Source organism: Streptomyces marokkonensis, from assembly GCF_039539045.1.
GTDB lineage: Bacteria > Actinomycetota > Actinomycetes > Streptomycetales > Streptomycetaceae > Streptomyces > Streptomyces marokkonensis.
Window position 1 is genome coordinate 1 of the sequence record NZ_BAABCQ010000159.1, and the last position, 17,930, is coordinate 17,930.

Consider the following 17,930-nt stretch of genomic DNA (forward strand, 5'->3'; position numbering starts at 1 on the left):
CGGCGGACAAGGTCGTGGAATATGCCGATGGCCTGTGCTACACGGACCTCATGGCGGGGTACTACCTGGGCGCCCCCGACGAGGTCATGCAGGCGATAGCGGACTACAGCGCGTGGTTCTTCGTTTGGGACGACCGGCACGACCGGGACATCGTCCACGGCCGTCCGGCCGCCTGGCGACGACTTCGGGACCAGCTGCACACGGCACTCGACTCACCGGAGGACCATCTGCACCACGAGGACACGCTGGTCGCCGGGTTCGCCGACAGTGTGCGGCGGCTGTACGCCTTCCTGCCTCCGCCGGCGACCTGGAACACCCGGTTCGCCCGGCATTTCCACGCGGTGATCGAGGCGTACGACCGTGAATTCCTCAACCGCGCCCGCGGCGTCGTGCCCGGCGTGGAGGAGTACCTCGAGCTGCGCCGGCTCACGTTCGCCCACTGGATCTGGACCGACCTGCTGGAGCCGAGCGCGGGCTGTGAACTCCCGGACGCCGTCCGAAAGTATCCGGCATATCGCCGGGCGGCGCTGCTGAGCCAGGAATTCGCCGCCTGGTACAACGACCTGTGCTCACTCCCGAAAGAAATAGCGGGCGACGAGGTCCACAATCTCGGAATAAGTCTCATCACCCATCACGGGCTGACTCTGGAAGAAGCAATCGGAGAAGTCCGTCTACGCGTCGAGGAGTGCATCACCGAATTCCTCTCCGTAGAGCAGGACGCGTTACGGTTCGCCGACGAACTCGACGACGGCACCGTGCGCGGAAAGGAACTGAGCGGCGCCGTACGGGCCAACGTCGGCAATATGCGGAACTGGTTCAGTTCCGTCTACTGGTTCCACCACGAGTCCGGCCGTTACATGGTCGACAGCTGGGACGACCGGTCCACGCCCCCGTACGTCAACAACGAAGCGGCAGGTGAGAAATGACCGTCGAGTCCGTCAATCCCGAGACCCGGGCCGAAGAGGCACCGGAGCTGCGTGAGCCGCCCGTGGCGGGTGGTGGCATCCCGCTCCTCGGCCACGGCTGGAAGCTGGCCCGCGACCCGCTGGCCTACATGGCCCAGCTGCGCGACCACGGCGACATCGTGCGCATCAAGCTCGGCCCGAAGACCGTGTACGCCGTCACCACCCCGGAGCTCACCGGCGCCCTGGCCCTGAGCCCCGACTACCACATAGCCGGTCCGCTGTGGGAGTCGCTGGAGGGCCTGCTCGGCAAGGAGGGAGTGGCGACCGCCAACGGCCCGCTCCACCGCCGTCAGCGACGGACCATCCAGCCGGCTTTCAAGCTCGACGCGATCCCCGCCTACGGGCCGATCATGGAGGAGGAGGCGCACGCGCTCGCCGAGCGCTGGCAGCCCGGGCAGACCGTCGACGCCACCTCCGAGTCCTTCCGCGTCGCCGTGCGCGTCGCGGCCCGCTGCCTGCTGCGCGGCCAGTACATGGACGAGCGGGCCGAACGGCTGTGCGTGGCGCTCGCCACCGTCTTCCGGGGCATGTACCGGCGGATGGTGGTCCCGCTGGGCCCGCTCTACAGGCTGCCGCTGCCGGCCAACCGCGAATTCAACAACGCGCTGGCCGATCTGCACCTCCTGGTCGACGAGATCGTCGCCGAGCGCCGTGCATCCGGTCAAAAGCCGGACGATTTGCTGACGGCATTGCTGGAGGCGAAGGACGACAATGGCGACCCGATCGGGGAACAGGAGATCCACGACCAGGTGGTCGCGATACTCACCCCCGGCAGTGAGACCATCGCCTCCACGATCATGTGGTTGCTGCAGGCACTTGCCGAGCATCCGGTACATGCCGACCGCATACGCGACGAAGTCGAAGCGGTCACCGGCGGACGTCCCGTGGCATTCGGTGACGTCCGCAAGCTCACCCACACCGGCAATGTCATCGTGGAGACCATGCGTTTGCGTCCCGCCGTATGGGTATTGACGCGGCGCGCGGTCGTCGAGACCGAACTCGGTGACTATCGCATTCCGGCCGGTGCGGACATCATCTACAGTCCGTACGCAATCCAACGCGATCCGAAGTCGTACGACGCCAACCTGGAGTTCGACCCGGACCGCTGGCTCCCGGAACGCGCGGCGAACGTGCCGAAATACGCCATGAAGCCGTTCAGCGCGGGCAAGCGGAAGTGCCCCAGCGACCACTTCTCCATGGCGCAGCTGACGCTGATCACGGCGGCGCTGGCCACGAAGTACCGCTTCGAGCAGGTGGCGGGCTCGAACGACGCGGTCCGCGTGGGCATCACGCTCCGGCCGCACGACCTGCTGGTCAGGCCTGTGGCACGGTGACCCGTGGCACGGTGACCCGTGGCACGGGCCAGGGGCGTGGTGGCCCCGCTCAGGCGACGGCCTCCGGGCCGCGGAAGGTGCGCCGGTAGGCGTGCGGAGTGGTGGCCAGGGCCCTGACGAACTGGTGCCGCAGGGCCGCCGCCGTGCCGAAGCCGGTACGCCACGCGATCGCGTCCATCGTCTCGTCCGTCGCCTCCAGCAGCCGCTGGGCCAGCAGTACACGCTGGCGCAGGATCCAGCGGTAGGGAGTCGTACCCGTCTCCTGCTGGAAGCGGCGGGCGAAGGTGCGCGGGGACATGTGCGCCCGCGCCGCGAGCTGCTCGACGGTGACCTCCTCGTCGAGGTGCTGTTCCATCCAGGCCAGCACCTCGCCGACCGTGTCGCAGGACGAGCGCGGGAGTGGCCGTTCGATGTACTGGGCCTGACCGCCGTCCCGGTGCGGCGGCACGACCATGCGCCGGGCGATCCTGTTGGCGACGTCCGTGCCCTGTTCCTTGCGGACGATGTGCAGACAGGCGTCGATGCCGGCGGCGGTGCCGGCGCTGGTGATCACCGGGTCCTCGTCCACGTACAGCACGTCGGGCGTCACGGCCACCCGCGGGTACTGCCGGGCCAGCTCGGCCGCGTGGCGCCAGTGCACCGCGCAGCGCCGTCCGTCCAGCAGCCCGGCGGCGCCCAGCACGAACACCCCGGAGCACACGCTCAGTACCCGCGCGCCCCGGTCCACCGCCCGCCGCAGGGCGTCCAGCAGCTCGGGCGGGTACTCCCGGCGGGCGTAGTCGCTCCCCGCCGGGACGGCGATCAGGTCGGCGTCCTCCAGTCGGTCCAGCCCGTACGGCGTGGAGACGGAGAGCCCGCCGACATGGGTGCTCAGCGTCGGGCCCTGAGCGGACACCACCGCGAAGTCGTACCTCGGCAGGCCCTCGTCACTCCGGTCGATGCCGAAGACCTCGCAGACCACGCCGAGTTCGAAGGGATGTGCGCCGTCCATCAGTACGGCGGCCACGTTCTTCAGCATGCCGCGAGTGTGCCTCGCCAGTGGCAGGAAATCGAGGCCTTACGGCAGTCCTGCCACTCCCGGTAAGGAGTATCCGGCGCGACAGTGGTGTCATGACCGGAAACCAGACAGAAGCCCTGATCGGAATGCTCGCGACCTTCGGACTCCTCGTCCTCATGGTCCTCCCCTCGGTGATCGGCATCGTGCGCGAGAAGCGCGTCGACCGTCAGCTCAGGGAGGCCCAGGAGGGGGAGGGAGTGCGGAAGAAGACTCAGAAGTCCTCGTCGAGGTCGACGGTGCCCTCCACCGCCACCTGGTACGCCGAGGGACGCCGCTCGAAGAAGTTGGTCAACTCCTGAACGCCCTGCAGCTCCATGAAGGAGAAGGGGTTCTCGGAGCCGTACACCGGGGCGAAGCCGAGGCGCGTCAGGCGCTGATCGGCGACGCACTCCAGGTACTGCCGCATCGAGTCGGTGTTCATGCCCGGGAGGCCGTCACCGCACAGGTCGCGCGCGAACTGCAGCTCGGCCTCGACGGCCTCCCTCAGCATGTCGGTGACCTGCCGCTCGAGCGCGTCGTCGAACAGCTCCGGTTCCTCCTTGCGCACGGTGTCGACGACGTCGAAGGCGAAGGACATGTGCATCGTCTCGTCCCGGAACACCCAGTTGGTGCCGGTGGCCAGGCCGTGCAGCAGGCCCCGGCTGCGGAACCAGTAGACGTAGGCGAAGGCACCGTAGAAGAACAGTCCCTCGATGCACGCGGCGAAGCAGATGAGGTTGAGCAGGAAACGGCGGCGGTCGGCCGTGGTCTCCAGCCGGTCGATCGACTCGACCGAGTCCATCCACTTGAAGCAGAATCCGGCCTTCTCGCGGATCGAGGCGATGTTCTCGACCGCCGCGAAGGCCGCGTTGCGGTCCTGAGGGTCGGGCAGATAGGTGTCCAGCAGAGTCAGGTAGAACTGGACGTGCACGGCCTCCTCGAACAGCTGCCGGCTCAGGTACAGCCGCGCCTCCGGGGAGTTGATGTGCTTGTAGAGCGTGAGCACCAGGTTGTTCGCGACGATCGAGTCACCGGTGGCGAAGAAGGCCACCAGCCGGCCGATCAGGTGCTGCTCCTCGGGGCTCAGCTTCTCCAGGTCGGTGACGTCCGAGTGGAGGTCGACCTCCTCCACGTGCCAGGTGTTCTTGATGGCGTCCCGGTACCGTTCGTAGAAGTCCGGGTAGCGCATGGGGCGCAGCGTCAGTTCGAAGCCCGGGTCGAGCAGGTTCTTCGTGTTCTCGTTCATTACTGACAGGCCTCGCAGGACTCGGGGTTTTCCAGGGAGCAGGCGACCGCGTCGGGGGCGGGGGCGGCCTGCGCGGGGACGGTGGTCCGGGCGGCGGCGCGAGCGATGCGGGTTGCCGGGCGCGAACGCAGGTAGTAGGTGGTCTTCAGGCCCTGCTTCCAGGCGTACGCGTACATCGAGGAGAGCTTCCCGATGGTCGGCGTCTCCAGAAACAGGTTCAGCGACTGGGCCTGGTCGAGGTACGGGGTGCGGGCGGCAGCCATGTCGATCAGTCCGCGCTGCGGGATCTCCCAGGCGGTGCGGTACAGCGCGCGGACCTCCTCGGGGATCCAGCCGAAGCCCTGCACCGAGCCGTTCGCCTCGCGCAGCGCCTCGCGGGTGCGGGCGTCCCACACGCCGAGCCGCTTGAGGTCGTCCACCAGGTACGAGTTGACCTGGAGGAACTCGCCGGACAGCGTCTCGCGCTTGAACAGGTTGGACACCTGCGGCTCGATGCACTCGTAGGCGCCCGCGATGGAGGCGATGGTGGCGGTCGGCGCGATGGCCAGGAGCAGGGAGTTGCGCAGGCCGGTCGTGGCGACGCGCTGGCGCAGGGCCGCCCAGCGCTCGGGCCAGGTGGGCTCGACGCCGTAGTGGTCGGGGTGCAGCACGCCCCGGGCGGTACGGGTCTTCTCCCAGGCCGGCGCGGGGCCGCGGCGCTCGGCGAGGCCGGCGGACGTCTCGTACGCGGCGAGCATGATCCGCTCGGCGATGCGGGTGGAAAGGGTCTTCGCCTCGGCCGAGTCGAAGGGCAGGCGCAGCTGGAAGAAGACGTCCTGGAGGCCCATCGCGCCCAGGCCCACCGGGCGCCAGCGGGCGTTGGAACGCCCCGCCTGCTCGGTCGGGTAGAAGTTGATGTCGACCACCCGGTCCAGGAAGGTGACGGCGGTGCGGACGGTGGCGTCCAGGCGCTCCCAGTCGATGTCCTGGGAGTCCGGGTCCACGAACGCGCCCAGGTTCACCGAGCCCAGGTTGCAGACCGCCGTCTCCCCGTCGTCGGTGACCTCCAGGATCTCCGTGCAGAGGTTGGAGGAGTGGACGACGTGGCCCGGCTCGGCGGTCTGGTTGGCGGTGCGGTTGGCGGTGTCCTTGAAGGTCATCCAGCCCTGGCCGGTCTGCGCGAGGGTGCGCATCATGCGGCCGTACAGCTCACGGGCGGGGAGGGTCCTGCGGGCCAGACCCGCGGCTTCGGCCTCGCGGTAGGCGGCGTCGAACTCCTCGCCCCACAGGTCCGTCAGCGCGGGCACGTCGACGGGGGAGAACAGCGACCACTGTCCGTCGGTGTCCACCCGGCGCATGAACTCGTCGGGGACCCAGTGCGCCAGGTTCAGGTTGTGGGTGCGGCGGGCGTCCTCGCCGGTGTTGTCCCGCAGCTCCAGGAACTCCTCGATGTCCGCGTGCCAGGTCTCCAGGTACACCGCCGCCGCGCCCTTGCGCCGGCCGCCCTGGTTCACGGCGGCGACCGAGGCGTCCAGCGTCTTCAGGAACGGCACGATGCCGTTGGAATGCCCGTTGGTGCCGCGGATCAGCGATCCCCGGGCGCGGACACGGGAGTAGGCGATGCCGATGCCGCCGGCGTGCTTGGAGAGGCGGGCGACCTGGTGGAGCCGGTCGTAGAGGGAGTCCAGCTCGTCCTTGGGGGAGTCCAGCAGGTAGCAGGACGACATCTGGGCGTGCCGGGTCCCCGAGTTGAACAGGGTGGGGGAGGAAGGCAGGTAGTCCAGGCGGCTCATCAGCGCGTAGAGCGCGGCCACTTCGTCGAACGACCGTACGGTGTCGTCCTCGGCGAGCCCGGCGGCGACGCGCAGCAGGAAGTGCTGGGGCGTCTCGACGGGCCTGCGGGTGAGCGGGTGCCGGAGCAGGTAGCGGCTGTGCAGGGTGCGCAGCCCGAAGTAGCCGAAGCGGTCGTCGGCGGCCGGGTCGACCAGCGCGTCCAGGCGGTCCGCGTGCGACCGGACGAACTCGGCGGTGCGGTCGGCGATCAGGCCCTCGCGGTGGCCGGTGGCGACCGACTCGGTGAAGCTGGTGACGCCCTGGGAGGCGGCCTCGGCGCGGATGCCGATGGTCAGCAGCCGGGCGGCCAGCCGGGAGTAGACCGGGTCCTCGGAGATCAGACCGGCTGCCGCCTCGGTGGCGAGCTCGCGCAGCTCGGACTCGTCCGCGTGGGCGGACCGGCCGCGCAGTGCGGCGGCGGCGACCCGGCCGGGGTCGGCGCCGGGGAGGTCGGCGGTCAGCCCGGTCAGGGTCCGCAGCAGGGCGGCACCGGGGCCGTCGGACTCCCCGGTCGCCGGGGCCACCGGGGTCCTTGGGGTTGCTGAGGTCGTCACCGGGGTCGCTGAAACCGGGTCGGCTGGCGCGATGGTCACGTGGGGGCACTCCCTCGCTCGGCACGGGGCCTGGCGGAGGGCAGGGGGCAGCTCACGAGCGCACGCGGCGTCGCGTCCACCGGCCCACTCCACGAGGCCCGGACGTCATGGCACCCGGACCGGGACGGCCGGGCGCACTGTCGACAGGTCCTCGGACTGGACTCGCGCACATGAGCGCACAAGTACACCGTTGCGGGACAGTTCCGGATTCGCACCGGATTCCCCTGCGGCGACAGCGAGCATGAGCATACATCTTGTGCCGGGTTCGGCGAACGCCCCCCAGATGTTGTGTCGCGGAGGGATCGTCGAGAAGTGGTGCAGGTGTCAGAGCGTCATTTCGTAGGCGAGGAGCGTGATGTCGTCGAGCTCCGGCAGCGGGTTCCAGTCGCGGTCGGGGGTGCGGGTGAAGCCCAGTCGTGCGTAGAGACGGTGGGCGGTGCGCATGGTGCGCTGGGTCGACAGCACGACGCGCGCGCAGCGCTCGACGGCCCGGGACCGGTCGACGCAGGCCCGTACGAGGGCCTCGCCCACCCCGCGTCCGCGTGCCTCGCGGGCGACGGCGAGCATCCGTATCTCGGCCTCGCCGGTCCGGGCGACGTCGGCCATCGGGCCACCGGACGGCACGAAGGTCACGCCGCCGAGCACCCGGCCGTCCGCCGCCGCGACCAGCACCTCGGCGGCCGCCGCGCGCTTCGCCACGTCCCTCAGCTCACCGAGGTACGCGTCGTCCTCGCCGAAGTCGAGGAGGCCGTCGCGAAGATAGGCCCGCGCGGTGATCTCACCGAGGGTGCCGTACTCGTCCGTCGCCGCCTGCCGGATCACGAAGTCCATGACGCCGAGTGTGCCGGACGGGTACGACAACGGGCCGCCGGATTTCTCCGACGGCCCGCCGCGTACCGGTCGCGTACCGCAGGTCAGTGCGAGGTACCCGCCGTGGCCGGCGGCAGCTCCGTCTCGACGCCCGGGTCGCCGGCGTCCGCCGTGTAGTCGCCCGGCTTCGTCTCGTCGACGCCGTCGGGCGCCTTGAAGGCCCTCATGACGAAGGTCAGGACCACGGTGACCAGGACGTTCAGCACGAAGGCGGTGAGGCCGATGTAGCCGATCTCGCCGATGCCGGGGATCTCCTTCGAGGAGCCGCCGAAGTGCTTCTGCGTCGGCGAGGCGACACCGTACGCGGCGACCGTGCCGTAGACCATGCCGACCGCCCAGCCGCCGAGCAGCGCCCAGCGGTGGAACCAGCGGGTGAACAGGCCGCCGACCAGGGCCGGGAAGGTCTGCAGGATCCAGATGCCGCCGAGCAGCTGGAAGTTGATCGCGACCGTCTTGTCCATGCCGAGGACGAAGACCAGCGCACCTACCTTCACCAGCAGGGACGTCAGCTTGGAGACCTTCGTCTCCTGGGCCGGGGTGGCGTCCGGCTTGATGAAGTCCTTGTAGATGTTGCGGGTGAAGAGGTTCGCGGCGGCGATCGACATGATCGCCGCCGGGACCAGGGCCCCGATGCCGATCGCCGCGAAGGCCACGCCGGCGAACCAGTCCGGGAACATGTTCTCGAACAGCTGGGGGATCGCCAGCTGCCCGTTCTTCACCTGCACGCCCGCCGCGATCGCCATGAAGCCCAGCAGCGCGAGCAGGCCCAGCATCAGCGAGTACAGCGGCAGGATGGTGGTGTTGCGCCGGATCACCTCACGGCTGCGCGAGGACAGCGTCGCGGTGATCGAGTGTGGGTACATGAAGAGCGCGAGCGCCGAGCCGAGCGCCAGGGTGGCGTACGTCCACTGGCCGCCGTGGTCCGGCACCAGTCCGCCGTTGCCCGACTCGGTGAACTTGTCGTTCGCCGCGGCGAAGATGTCGTCGAAGCCGCCGAGCTTGATCGGGATGTAGATGATGGCCACCGCGATCACGATGTAGATCAGCGTGTCCTTGACGAACGCGATCAGCGCGGGCGCGCGCAGCCCCGACGAGTACGTGTACGCGGCCAGCACGCCGAAGGCGATCAGCAGGGGCAGGTCCTTGACGAACCAGTTGGTGTCCTCGCCGCCGCCGACGCCCATCACGTCCAGCACGGCCTGGATGCCGACCAACTGGAGCGCGATGTACGGCATCGTGGCCAGGATGCCGGTCACGGCGACTGCCAGCGACAGCCCTTTCGAGCCGAACCGGCCGCGCACGAAGTCCGAGGTCGTCACGTACCCGTGCTTGTGGGAGACCGACCACAGCCGCGGCAGGAAGGTGAAGATCAGGGGGTAGACCAGGATCGTGTACGGCACCGCGAAGAAGCCGGCCGCGCCCGCCGCGTAGATCGCCGCCGGTACGGCCACGAAGGTGTACGCGGTGTACAGGTCGCCGCCCAGCAGGAACCAGGTGACCCAGGTGCCGAACGAGCGGCCGCCCAGGCCCCACTCGTCGAGGCTCTGGTCGTTCGCGGCCCGGCGCCAGCGGGCGGCCAGGAAGCCCATGGCCGTGACGGCGACGAAGAAGAAGATGAAGACGGCGAGTGCGACGCCGTTGACGCCGTCGTTCACTTGGCGCCGCCTTCCCGGCGGGCGCGCTGGTCACGCTGCCACAGCTTGTAGGCGATCACCGTGAGCACGGTGGAGATGAGCACCCACGCCATCTGGTACCAGTAGAAGAACGGGATGCCGATGAAGGCCGGGTCCGTCTTCGCGTACGAACCCACCCACAGCATGGCGACGAACGGTGCGGCAAGGCAGAGGCCGATGACGACGCGCACCGGCGTCACCGTCGGCCCTCTGCTCACTTCCGGGGCTTGTGACATGCGGTGGCTCCGTCCCCTCGCTGATCACCTCGTGCAGTGCGCACGAAATGTAGGGGACGGTGTCGAGACAGTGGAAGACCTCGTCCGTATATCGGTCCTCAACTGCAACTTCGTGGTGGCGAGTGCGGGGATTTGCCGGGTACGCCCTGCGGCCGGCGTCAGTCCTGGGGGCGCTTCAGCCGGGCGACGAACTTGTAGCGGTCGCCCCGGTACACCGAGCGCACCCATTCCACCGGCTGGCCCGTCCGGTCCTGCGAGTGCCGGGAGAGCATCAGCATGGGCAGGCCGACGTCGGTGCCGAGCAGGCCGGCCTCGCGCGGGGTGGCCAGGGAGGTCTCGATGGTCTCCTCGGCCTCGGCGAGATGGACGTCGTACACCTCGGCGAGCGCGGTGTAGAGGGACGTGTACTTCACCAGGGAGCGGCGCAGGGCCGGGAAGCGCTTGGCAGACAGGTGGGTGGTCTCGATGGCCATGGGTTCGCCGTTGGCCATGCGCAGCCGCTCGATGCGCAGCACCCGCCCGCCGGCCGTGATGTCCAGCAGCCCGGCGAGCCGGTCGTCGGCGGTGATGTAGCCGATGTCCAGCAGCTGCGAGGTGGGTTCGAGGCCCTGGGCCCGCATGTCCTCGGTGTACGAGGTGAGTTGCAGGGCCTGCGACACCTTCGGCTTGGCGACGAAGGTGCCCTTGCCCTGAATGCGCTCCAAGCGGCCTTCGACGACCAGTTCCTGGAGGGCCTGACGCACCGTCGTGCGCGAGGTGTCGAACTCCGCGGCCAGCGTGCGCTCGGGCGGCACGGGGGTGCCCGGTGTCTGGGTCCGGGTCATGTCGAGCAGATGCTTCTTCAGGCGGTAGTACTTGGGCACGCGCGCGGTACGGACGGTCGCCCCACCCTCGTTCTCCGCACTGCTGACGTCGGTGCTCATGTTCTGCCTTCCCGGCTCCGGATGCCGAAGCGACCGCTGTCCCTGTCGGCCACGGCTCACATCGTGGCACGGCTCCGCGCCGGGATGGTCCCGCACGCTCCGTGATCCCTTCTGTATACCTCCGCGTCCCCTGTTGGTCTAGTCCACAGCGCCGCCGGGAGTCGCTGGTACGCGCGTTCAGAACCGTACCGGTACGTCATTGGATGGGCGGTGGTACACCCGGTCCCGGTCCGTCCGATCTGTCGCTTGCGCAATGAAAGGTCCCTGCATATCTCGGTCGCATCACGGACGCGTGGAGCGCGCTTGAACACCCTTGACAGCCCTATTGGTCTGGGCCAAGCTCCCCCTACTGGTCTACACCATTGGTCCAGGTCCCGGCCCCATGGGCGGTCCGCGTCGACGAGCAACCGCGGGGAGGCAGGGGGGTTGTGTGGCATCCCTGAGGAGGGTTGGCGTGAAGCGCAAGCTGATAGCCGCGATCGGTATCGCGGGCATGATGGTCTCGGTCGCGGCGTGCGGGGGCGACAGCGGTGACGACGACAAGAAGGCCGGGGCGGACGGTTACGCCGGCGAGACGCTCACCGTGTGGGTGATGGACGGTTCCTCGCCCGACGACTGGCAGGCGGACCTCGCCAAGGAGTTCGAGGCGAAGACCAAGGCCAAGGTCGAGTTCGAGATCCAGAAGTGGAACGGTATCCAGCAGAAGCTGACCACCGCTCTCTCCGAGGAGAACCCCCCCGACGTCTTCGAGATCGGCAACACCCAGACCCCGGCCTACGCCAAGACCGGCGGCCTGGCGGACCTGAGTGACCTCAAGAGCGAGATCGGCACCGACTGGTCCGAGTCCCTCAACAAGTCCGCCGTCTTCGACGGCAAGCAGTACGCCGCTCCGTGGTTCGTGGTCAACCGCGTGGTCGTCTACAACAAGAAGATCTGGGCGGACGCGGGCATCAAGGACACGCCCAAGACGCGCGACGAGTTCTACAACGACCTCAAGACCATCGGTGAGAAGACCGACGCCGAGCCGATCTACCTGCCCGGCCAGAACTGGTACCACTTCGTGGGCCTGGTCATCGGCGAGGGCGGCGAGCTGGTCAAGAAGGACGGCGACAAGTACGTCTCCAACCTGGACGACCCGAAGATCGCCGCCGCCACCGAGACCTACAAGAAGTTCCAGGCCCTCTCCAAGGCACCGAAGGACAAGGACGAGGCCACCCCCCAGCAGGGTGAGATCTTCTCCAAGGGCAAGACCGGCGCGATCATCGGCATGGGCTGGGAGGGCGCCACGGCGATCACCACCAACCCGGCGATCGAGAAGGACCTCGGCTACTTCACCATCCCGGGTGCCACGGCGGACAAGCCCGAGGGCGTCTTCCTCGGCGGCTCCAACCTGGCCGTCGCCACGGGCAGCAAGAAGCAGGAGCTGGCCAAGGAGTTCCTGAAGATCGCACTGTCCGACAAGTACGAGGGTGCGCTGGCCAAGGCCAACGGCGTCATCCCGAACAAGGAGTCGCTGCAGAGCAACCTGGCGGGCAACGCCGCCGCCGAGGCCGCCGCGCCGGCCGCCGAGTTCGGTGACACCACGCCGCTGATCCCGGAGTGGGCCGCAGTCGAGAACGACCCCAACCCGATCAAGACGTACCTGACGGCCGTCCTGAAGGGCAAGTCCCCGGCGGATGCCGCCAAGCAGGTCGAGGACGAGTTCAACAAGCGCCTGGCGCAGCAGCAGTAGTACCGGGTGAGCCGGGGCGGGGGCTGCCACACGACGGCCCCCGTCCCGGCGTCGACGTGAACAGGTCGAGAAGAGAGAGACCGCGAGCATGACCGTGCAGACCGAACGGCCGCCCTCAGGCCCGGCGGACGTCCGCAAGTCGGACGGCGGGGAGTCCGGCGGGCCGAAACAGAGAGCAGCGTCGCGGTTCGGCGCGCTCGCCCCGTACCTGTTGCTGCTGCCCGCCTGCGCGGCCACCGTGCTGCTGCTCGGCTGGCCGCTGCTGAAGGACCTCCTGCTGTCCTTCCAGAACCTCAACATGACGCAGCTGATCCAGCACGTCACCGAGTGGAACGGCCTCGACAACTACAAGGAGGTCCTCACCGGCGAGGACTTCTGGCGGGTCACCGTCCGCTCGATCCTGTTCGCGGCGGTCAACGTCGGCCTGATCATGGTCCTGGGCACCCTGATCGGCCTCCTGCTCGCGCGCCTCGGCAAGCTGATGAGGTTCACCCTGCTGCTCGGTCTGGTACTGGCTTGGGCCATGCCGATCGTGGCCGCCACCACCGTCTACAAGTGGCTGTTCGCCCAGCGTTTCGGCGTCGTCAACTGGGTCCTCGACAAGCTCGGCTGGCATTCGATGGCCGACTACAGCTGGACCAGCAGCCAGATGTCGACCTTCTTCGTCGTCACCCTGCTGATCGTCTGGGGGTCGATCCCGTTCGTCGCGATCAACCTCTACGCGGCGACCACCACCATCCCGAAGGAACTCTACGAGGCCGCGTCCCTCGACGGCGCCGGCGCCTGGCGGAGATTCACCACGGTCACCATGCCGTTCCTGCGGCCGTTCCTCTACGCGACGACCTTCCTGGAGATCATCTGGGTCTTCAAGGCGTTCGTGCAGGTCTACGCCTTCAACCAGGGCGGACCCGACCGGCTCACCGAGATCCTGCCCGTCTACGCCTACATCGAGGGCGTCGGCAACCAGCATTACGGCATGGGCGCGGCGATCGCCGTGCTGACCATCCTGATCATGCTCGGTCTGACCGCCTACTACCTCAGGATCGTGCTCAAGCAAGGGGAGGACGAGCTGTGAAGCGCTCACTCTTCGGCCGCCTGTGGCCCAACGCCACGGCCGTCGTCCTGTTCATCGGCTTCGTCTTCCCCGTGTACTGGATGTTCTCCACGGCCCTGAAGCCGACCAGTGACATCATCACGGAGGACCCGGTCTGGTTCCCGACCGACGTCACCTTCGAACACTTCAGGACGGCGACCGACGCCGACCACTTCTGGACGTACGTCACCAACTCGCTCACCGTCACCATCCTCGCGGTGGTCTTCTCGCTGATCATCGCCCTGGCCGGAGCCTTCGCCCTGGCGCGGATGCGGTTCAAGGGGCGGCGCGGCTTCATCATCGGCTTCATGCTGGCCCAGATGGCGCCCTGGGAAGTCATGGTGATCGCGATCTACATGATCGTGCGCGACGGGTCGATGCTGAACAGCCTCGTGCCGCTCACCCTCTTCTACATGATGATGATCCTCCCCTTCACCATCCTGACGCTGCGCGGCTTCGTCGCCGCCGTGCCGAAGGAGCTGGAGGAATCCGCGATGGTCGACGGCTGCACCCGCGCCCAGGCGTTCCGCCGGGTCATCCTGCCGCTGCTCGCACCGGGTCTGATGTCCACCTCCCTGTTCGGGTTCATCACCGCCTGGAACGAGTTCGCCCTGATCCTGGTGCTGAACAAGGACGCCGAGGCGCAGACCCTGCCGCTGTGGCTGTCCAGCTTCCAGACCCAGTTCGGCGACGACTGGGGCGCGACGATGGCGGCCTCCTCTCTCTTTGCCATCCCGATCCTGATCCTCTTCGTCTACCTCCAGCGCAAGGCCGTCAGCGGCCTGACCGACGGCGCAGTGAAGGGATAACGCGACTGATGACGACCATCGCCCGTGCCACCGACACCCTCACCCGTGACGCGCTCACCGTCCTCCAGCCGGGATTCACCGGCACCACCGCCCCCGAGTGGCTGTTGCGCCGCCTCGGCGAGGGCCTGGCCTCCGTCGGCCTCTTCGGACGCAACATCGCCTCGGCCGAGCAGGTGGCCGCGCTGACCGCACAGCTGCGCGCCGAACGCGAGGACGTCCTCGTCGCCATCGACGAGGAGAGCGGCGACGTCACCCGGCTGGAGGTGCGCACCGGTTCCTCCTTCCCCGGCAACCTCGCCCTCGGCGCGGTGGACGACGTCGGGCTCACCCGGGAGGTGGCCGCCGAGCTGGGCCGGCGGCTCGCGGCCTGCGGCGTCAACCTCAACTGGGCCCCGTCCGCCGACGTGAACTCCAACCCCGACAACCCGGTCATCGGCGTGCGCGCCTTCGGCGCCGGCACCGACCTGGTCGCCCGGCACACCGCCGCCTACGTCACCGGCATGCAGTCGGCGGGCGTGGCCGCCTGCACCAAGCACTTCCCGGGACACGGCGACACGGGCGTCGACTCGCACCACGCCATGCCGCTCATCGACGTGGACGCCACGGTGTTGGAGGAACGCGACCTTGTCCCGTTCCGCGCGGCCATCGCCGCCGGCAGCCGCGCGGTGATGAGCGCCCACATCCTGGTCCCCGCCCTGGACCCGGAGCGTCCGGCAACGTTGTCCCGCCGCATCCTGACCGACCTGCTCCGCGGCGAACTGGGCTACGACGGCCTGATCGTCACCGACGGCATGGAGATGCAGGCCATCGCGGGCACGTACGGCATCGAACGTGGCAGCGTCCTGGCCATCGCGGCCGGCGCCGACGCGATCTGCGTGGGCGGCGGGCTGTCCGACGAGGACACCGTGCGACGGCTGTGCGACGCCCTCGTCGAGGCGGTCCGCTCGGGCGAGCTGTCCGAGGACCGGCTGGCCGACGCGGCGGAACGCGTCCGCGCACTGGCCCGCTGGACGGCGACGCACCGGCCGGACGCCCGGAGCCCGGAGCCCGCCGACCGGGACGGCGACGGGAACGAGGACGGGAACGGAGCCCGGGAGGCAGGCGGGGACGAGGGCGGGGACGTGGGCCTGCGGGCCGCCCGCCGCGCCGTGCGGGTCACCGTGGCCGAGGGCTTCACCCCCCTGACCGACCCCCCGTACGTCGCCGCTCTCACCCCCGTCGCGAACATCGCGGTCGGCGACGAGACCCCCTGGGGCGTCGCCGCCGAGCTCTTCCGCCTGCTCCCCGGCACGGAGACCGGCAGCTTCACCGGCCCGGAGGCCGGGAACGAGGTGCTGGCCGCGGCCGGCCGGCGCCGTGTCGTGGCCGTCGTCCGCGACGAGCACCGCCATCCATGGATGGCGGCGGCCCTGGACATCCTGCTCGCGGCCCGTCCCGACACGATCGTGGTCGAGATGGGCGTCCCGCGGGCCCGACCCCGTGGCGCCCTCCACCTGGCCACCCACGGCGCGGCCCGTGTCTGCGGCCGGGCGGCGGCGGAGGCCATCGCGGGGGTGTAGCGGGTACGCCCACCGGCATGCCGAAGGCGCCGGGTCCCTCGGTGAGGGCCGGCGCCTTCGGCATGCGGTGGGTCCGGTGGCGCGGTCGCCCGCCCGGGCCCCGGGCGGGCACGACCAGGGGACTCCGGGGCAGGTGAGGCCGGCTCCCGTGCCTGCGGTGTGCGGAGCGTCTTCGCGGCGCCTGCGAGCGGACCCGACGGTACGACGAAGGGCGCCGCCCCCCGGTGGCGGGGGACCGGCGCCCTTCGTCGTACACGGCCGTGCGGACCTTCGGGCCCGAGCGGGCTCGCAGGCTCAGATGCCCTGCCAGTCGGGCTTGTGGGCGTAGGCGTGCCGGAAGTAGTCGGCGAGCTTCAGCTTGGCGGCGGCGGCCTCGTCGACGACGACCGTGGCGTGCGGGTGAAGCTGGAGCGCGGAGGCGGGGCACACGGCCGCGAGCGGTCCCTCGACGCTCGCGGCGACCGCGTCCGCCTTGCTCTCGCCGGTGGCGAGCAGCACCACGTGCCGGGCCTCCAGGATGGTCCCGATGCCCTGCGTCATCACGTGGTGCGGCACCTGCTCGATGTCACCGTCGAAGAAGCGCGCGTTGTCGACGCGGGTCTGCTCGGTGAGCGTCTTGATCCGGGTCCGCGAGGCGAGCGAGGAGCACGGCTCGTTGAAACCGATGTGCCCGTCGGTCCCGATCCCCAGCAGCTGGAGGTCGACCCCGCCGGCCTCGCCCAGCGCCTTGTCGTACGCTTCGCAGGCCCCCTGCACGTCCGCGGCCGTGCCGTCGGGGCCCATGAACGCGTCCATGCCGATCCCGAGCGGCTCGAGCACCTCGCGCCGCAGCACCGAGCGGTACGACTCGGGGTGCTCCGCGGGGAGTCCCACGTACTCGTCGAGCTGGGCTATCCGTGCTCGCGCGGTCTCCACCGCGCCCGAGCGCGCCTTGGCCGTCAGCGCCTCGTACACGGGCAGTGGCGTCGAGCCGGTGGCCACCCCGAGCAGGGCGTCGGGCTTGTGCCGGAGCAACTGCGCCATGGCCTCGGCTATGAGCTCGCCGCCCGCCTTGGCATCCGGAACGATGACAACTTCCACGCTTGCCTGCCGTTTCGAAGAGAGGACTCACCCGGGGTCCGGGACTGGCTGTGTCTGACCCTATGTGGTTTAGACCAATCTAACAGAGCTGGACCCGGCGGGCGCGTTGGAATCGGTCGGGGGCGCGTCGAACCGGTCGGGCGGGACGCGTCGTTGCGCCCGGGTTGAGCAACGTCCCTCGGCAGTACATCTAGGTCAGCGATCCGCCCGTCGCGTCCACCCAGCTTCCCGTGACCCACCGGCCTCCGTGCGAGGCGAGGAACGCGACCACGTCGGCCACCTCGGCCGGCGTCCCCACCCCGCCCAGCGCGGAGAGTGCCGCCGCCCGGTCCCAGCCGTCCGCGCTCCCGTGCAGCAGCCCGGCCGTGTTGTCCGTGTCGATGATGCCGGGGGCCACCGAGTTCACCGTGATGCCGCGGGTGCCCAGCACCTTGGAGAGGTCACGCGTGAAAACGTCCAGCGCGCCCTTCGTCATCGAGTACGCCATGTTGTCCGGCATCACCGCGGTGCGGGCCAGCCCCGACGAGATGTTGATGACCCGGCCACCGTCGCGCAGCCGGCCCATGCCGTGCTTGAGGATGAAGAACGGCGCCTTCACGTTGACCGCGAAGACCGCGTCGTACTCCTTCTCCCCTATGTCCCCGATGGGGGGCGTGGCGCCGATCCCTGCGTTGTTCACCAGGATGTCGACCCCGTCGGTGTGCCGGTCGAACTCCTCCCACAGCGTCTCGGCGGCCCCGGGGGCGCCAAGGTCGGCCCTGATCGCGAACGCCGAGCCACCCGCAGCCTCGATCGCGGCGACCGTCTCCTTCGCCGCCGTCTCGTTGCTGCCGTAGTGCACCGCCACCCGGGCGCCGTCGCGTCCCAGCCGTTCCGCGATCCCCCGCCCGATTCCCCTGCTCGCCCCCGTGACGAGTGCCGTCCTGCCCGCGAGAACTCCCTGCACGCCCATGTCGGCGCCCCCTTCGC

At 69.4% G+C, this 17,930-nt stretch carries 16 protein-coding genes and 1 riboswitch; of the genes, 7 read left to right on the top strand and 9 right to left on the bottom strand.

The window, feature by feature from the left end:
• Window positions 1–926: terpene synthase family protein (locus ABEA26_RS28940; RefSeq protein ID WP_345596310.1), on the top strand; the 926-nt coding region annotated here is incomplete at its 5' end.
• Window positions 923–2,299 (top strand): bifunctional albaflavenone monooxygenase/terpene synthase, encoded by a 1,377-nt coding sequence (locus ABEA26_RS28945; protein ID WP_345596311.1) that lies wholly within the window; start codon window positions 923–925, stop codon window positions 2,297–2,299. The genes ABEA26_RS28940 and ABEA26_RS28945, both read left to right, overlap by 4 nt.
• A 49-nt stretch (window positions 2,300–2,348) precedes the next feature.
• Here the strand turns inward: ABEA26_RS28945 and ABEA26_RS28950 are convergent, their stop codons facing one another.
• Window positions 2,349–3,317 carry a GlxA family transcriptional regulator gene (locus tag ABEA26_RS28950; RefSeq protein ID WP_345596312.1) on the bottom strand — a complete coding sequence of 323 codons (969 nt, stop codon included), beginning with the start codon at window positions 3,315–3,317 and terminating at the stop codon, window positions 2,349–2,351.
• A gap of 92 nt (window positions 3,318–3,409) precedes the next feature.
• On the opposite strand from ABEA26_RS28950, the gene ABEA26_RS28955 reads away from it, so the two are divergent.
• A complete protein-coding gene (locus ABEA26_RS28955) occupies window positions 3,410–3,655 on the top strand; it encodes a hypothetical protein (RefSeq protein WP_345596313.1) in 246 nt (81 codons plus the stop codon).
• On the opposite strand, the gene ABEA26_RS28960 is transcribed toward ABEA26_RS28955, so the two are convergent.
• The 6 genes from ABEA26_RS28960 to ABEA26_RS28985 all read right to left on the bottom strand — a co-directional run bounded on the left by ABEA26_RS28960 (window position 3,568) and on the right by ABEA26_RS28985 (window position 10,688).
• Window positions 3,568–4,581, bottom strand: a complete 1,014-nt coding sequence (locus ABEA26_RS28960) for a ribonucleotide-diphosphate reductase subunit beta (protein ID WP_345596314.1) — start codon at window positions 4,579–4,581, stop codon at window positions 3,568–3,570. The two genes, ABEA26_RS28955 and ABEA26_RS28960, sit on opposite strands and share 88 nt — an antisense overlap.
• Entirely contained in the window at window positions 4,581–6,986 is a 2,406-nt protein-coding gene (locus tag ABEA26_RS28965; protein WP_425587914.1) for a ribonucleoside-diphosphate reductase subunit alpha, read from the bottom strand. The genes ABEA26_RS28960 and ABEA26_RS28965 overlap by 1 nt, the downstream gene beginning before the upstream one ends.
• A gap of 125 nt (window positions 6,987–7,111) precedes the next feature.
• Window positions 7,112–7,235, bottom strand: a riboswitch (cobalamin riboswitch).
• A gap of 75 nt (window positions 7,236–7,310) precedes the next feature.
• A complete protein-coding gene (locus tag ABEA26_RS28970; protein ID WP_345596316.1) occupies window positions 7,311–7,817 on the bottom strand; it encodes a GNAT family N-acetyltransferase in 507 nt (168 codons plus the stop codon).
• 83 nt (window positions 7,818–7,900) lie between these two features.
• Window positions 7,901–9,511: a monocarboxylate uptake permease MctP gene (gene mctP, locus ABEA26_RS28975; protein ID WP_345596317.1), complete on the bottom strand. Its 1,611-nt coding sequence runs from the start codon at window positions 9,509–9,511 to the stop codon at window positions 7,901–7,903.
• Window positions 9,508–9,765: a DUF3311 domain-containing protein gene (locus ABEA26_RS28980; RefSeq protein ID WP_345596318.1), complete on the bottom strand. Its 258-nt coding sequence runs from the start codon at window positions 9,763–9,765 to the stop codon at window positions 9,508–9,510. Before ABEA26_RS28980 ends, mctP begins: the two co-directional genes overlap by 4 nt.
• A 158-nt stretch (window positions 9,766–9,923) precedes the next feature.
• Window positions 9,924–10,688, bottom strand: a complete 765-nt coding sequence (locus ABEA26_RS28985) for a GntR family transcriptional regulator (protein ID WP_003973740.1) — start codon at window positions 10,686–10,688, stop codon at window positions 9,924–9,926.
• Between the two features lie 454 nt (window positions 10,689–11,142).
• Here ABEA26_RS28985 and dasA point away from each other — a divergent pair, with 454 nt between their 5' ends.
• The 4 genes from dasA (at window position 11,143) to ABEA26_RS29005 (ending at window position 15,881) form a co-directional block, all read left to right on the top strand.
• The gene (dasA, locus tag ABEA26_RS28990) at window positions 11,143–12,420 is read left to right on the top strand and encodes a N,N'-diacetylchitobiose ABC transporter substrate-binding protein DasA (RefSeq protein WP_345596319.1); all 1,278 of its coding nucleotides are present in this window, start codon (window positions 11,143–11,145) and stop codon (window positions 12,418–12,420) included.
• A gap of 88 nt (window positions 12,421–12,508) precedes the next feature.
• A complete protein-coding gene (locus ABEA26_RS28995; protein ID WP_345596320.1) occupies window positions 12,509–13,495 on the top strand; it encodes a carbohydrate ABC transporter permease in 987 nt (328 codons plus the stop codon).
• The gene (locus ABEA26_RS29000; RefSeq protein ID WP_345596321.1) at window positions 13,492–14,322 is read left to right on the top strand and encodes a carbohydrate ABC transporter permease; all 831 of its coding nucleotides are present in this window, start codon (window positions 13,492–13,494) and stop codon (window positions 14,320–14,322) included. The genes ABEA26_RS28995 and ABEA26_RS29000 overlap by 4 nt, the downstream gene beginning before the upstream one ends.
• An 8-nt stretch (window positions 14,323–14,330) precedes the next feature.
• The gene (locus ABEA26_RS29005; protein WP_345596322.1) at window positions 14,331–15,881 is read left to right on the top strand and encodes a glycoside hydrolase family 3 protein; all 1,551 of its coding nucleotides are present in this window, start codon (window positions 14,331–14,333) and stop codon (window positions 15,879–15,881) included.
• Between the two features lie 294 nt (window positions 15,882–16,175).
• Here ABEA26_RS29005 and nagB read toward each other — a convergent pair whose 3' ends face one another.
• Window positions 16,176–16,961 carry a glucosamine-6-phosphate deaminase gene (gene nagB, locus ABEA26_RS29010; protein ID WP_345596323.1) on the bottom strand — a complete coding sequence of 262 codons (786 nt, stop codon included), beginning with the start codon at window positions 16,959–16,961 and terminating at the stop codon, window positions 16,176–16,178.
• 190 nt (window positions 16,962–17,151) lie between these two features.
• A complete protein-coding gene (locus ABEA26_RS29015; RefSeq protein ID WP_345596324.1) occupies window positions 17,152–17,913 on the bottom strand; it encodes an SDR family oxidoreductase in 762 nt (253 codons plus the stop codon).
• Between the last annotated feature and the right edge of the window lie 17 nt (window positions 17,914–17,930).

What these genes read in the sequence shown, in the direction of transcription:
- ABEA26_RS28945 (WP_345596311.1), top strand. Translation starts at nt 923, where the DNA reads ATGACCGTCGAGTCCGTCAATCCCGAGACCCGGGCCGAAGAGGCACCG.
- ABEA26_RS28950 (WP_345596312.1), bottom strand. Translation starts at nt 3,317, where the DNA reads ATGCTGAAGAACGTGGCCGCCGTACTGATGGACGGCGCACATCCCTTC.
- ABEA26_RS28955 (WP_345596313.1), top strand. Translation starts at nt 3,410, where the DNA reads ATGACCGGAAACCAGACAGAAGCCCTGATCGGAATGCTCGCGACCTTC.
- ABEA26_RS28960 (WP_345596314.1), bottom strand. Translation starts at nt 4,581, where the DNA reads ATGAACGAGAACACGAAGAACCTGCTCGACCCGGGCTTCGAACTGACG.
- ABEA26_RS28970 (WP_345596316.1), bottom strand. Translation starts at nt 7,817, where the DNA reads ATGGACTTCGTGATCCGGCAGGCGGCGACGGACGAGTACGGCACCCTC.
- ABEA26_RS28980 (WP_345596318.1), bottom strand. Translation starts at nt 9,765, where the DNA reads ATGTCACAAGCCCCGGAAGTGAGCAGAGGGCCGACGGTGACGCCGGTG.
- ABEA26_RS28985 (WP_003973740.1), bottom strand. Translation starts at nt 10,688, where the DNA reads ATGAGCACCGACGTCAGCAGTGCGGAGAACGAGGGTGGGGCGACCGTC.
- ABEA26_RS28995 (WP_345596320.1), top strand. Translation starts at nt 12,509, where the DNA reads ATGACCGTGCAGACCGAACGGCCGCCCTCAGGCCCGGCGGACGTCCGC.
- ABEA26_RS29005 (WP_345596322.1), top strand. Translation starts at nt 14,331, where the DNA reads ATGACGACCATCGCCCGTGCCACCGACACCCTCACCCGTGACGCGCTC.
- ABEA26_RS29015 (WP_345596324.1), bottom strand. Translation starts at nt 17,913, where the DNA reads ATGGGCGTGCAGGGAGTTCTCGCGGGCAGGACGGCACTCGTCACGGGG.